The sequence below is a fragment of the Streptomyces sp. NPDC004051 genome (assembly GCF_053604275.1).
In genome coordinates this window covers 1-1,487 of the sequence record NZ_JBSGHG010000092.1, presented here as the reverse complement: position 1 = coordinate 1,487, position 1,487 = coordinate 1, and the positions used below count along the sequence as shown (strand labels likewise).

General features: G+C 70.1%; 1 protein-coding gene. It reads right to left on the bottom strand.

Annotated elements, in window-relative coordinates:
• Positions 1–149: 149 nt before the first annotated feature.
• Positions 150–1,445, bottom strand: coding sequence for an IS4 family transposase (locus ACWEQO_RS34755; RefSeq protein WP_452986493.1), 1,296 nt, complete (start codon positions 1,443–1,445; stop codon positions 150–152).
• Between the last annotated feature and the right edge of the window lie 42 nt (positions 1,446–1,487).

Genomic DNA, 1,487 nt, shown 5'->3' with positions numbered 1-1,487 from the left:
CCTAGGGCCAATACCGGTGATTTAGGCTCTTTTCCGGCTGGCTGAAGTGGCTCTGGTTGGCCCGGCCAGCCGGACCGTCGGGGTGTCCGGCCGTGGTGGGCTGTGGTGCTCGGCTCGTTTGAGGGCCCAGTTGGACATCTTGCGTTTGATCACGCGTGGGTTGGAGCGCAACCGTCTTGCGGGCAGCAGCCGTTCGGTGATCTCACGCAGGCTCTGGGCGATGGACCGAGCCAGTCGCGAGGGGGGGAAAGCGCCGCCTGCCCGGTGACATGGCGGCGGACGACGCGAAGGGTGCGGGTGAAGGAGATCCGGTCGGGATCGTGCCCGGTCTTGAGGGCGGCCTGGTGCATCAGGTCCCGCAGCGCGTGGTGGACCAGTAGGAACGCGAAGATCTCCTGTTCGACGCCGCGCGGGTGCCGGGAACGCAGCACCAGCCCCGGGACGCCCTGGTGGTTCTTGATCTCGTCCAGGGTGTTCTCGATCTCCCACCGCTGGGCATAGAGGGCGGCAAGCTCCTCGGCCGGTGCCTGGGCGGGGTCGAGGAGGGTGGTGATCAGCCGGTAGACGGTGCCGTCACCGCCGCGTGGGCCGAGGGTGTACTCGATCACCCGCACCCGCTCGGGGTCCGCGCGCCGGTAGTGGTCCCGCGCGGCGACGATCTCCGACAGGTAGGAGCCGTCGTCGAGCAGTTCGACCACGGGAAGCACGGCGACGCTGCGGACCCGCCACAGCAGGTCCGCGCCGCCCGCCTTCGCGGCCCGCCACAGATCGAGGCCGCAAAAGCCCCGGTCGGCGAGCATAAGCATGCCCTCCGTCAGCGTGGGGAACAGCCGCTGGGCCAGGACGGTCTCGTGGACCTTGAGCGGTCCGACCTCGGCCGCGAACACGGCATGGGTGCCGCACTCGGCCAGGGCCGCCACCCTCACCTGCGGATACGCACTGCGGCCCTGCCCGCGACTGGTGCCGGGACGCCCGAAGAACCGGGCGTTCGCCGCGGTGTCCGGAACGTCGAAAACCGTGCCGTCCACCGCGACCAGCCGCCACCGCCGGTACCAGGCCCCCTGCGTCCGCGCGACCGCCACCGGCCTACACACCCGGGCGAACAGGGCCCGCAACGGCTCCGGCCCAAGCCGCAACCGGGCCCGGCCGATCGCCGCCGTCGTGGGCACCCGCCAGGTATTCACCCACCGGCCTTCGCGCTCCAGCCCCTGGACCAGAAGCCGGGCCACCTCTTCATAGCCCTGCCCGAAGAACAGACACATCGCCAGGACGAAGTAGACCACCACCCGTGCCGGCAGCAGCCGCGTCCGCTGCTCGACCCTGCCGCACTCGGCGACCACCTCGTCGACCAGCTCCGGCGGAAACGCCCGCGTCAGCACCCCCAACGCGATCCGATCCGAGAACCGATCAACCCCCGACGACTTCACCTGACCCGGCCTTGGCACACCCCATCCAACGACCAGAACCCACCAAAGTCACCGGTATTG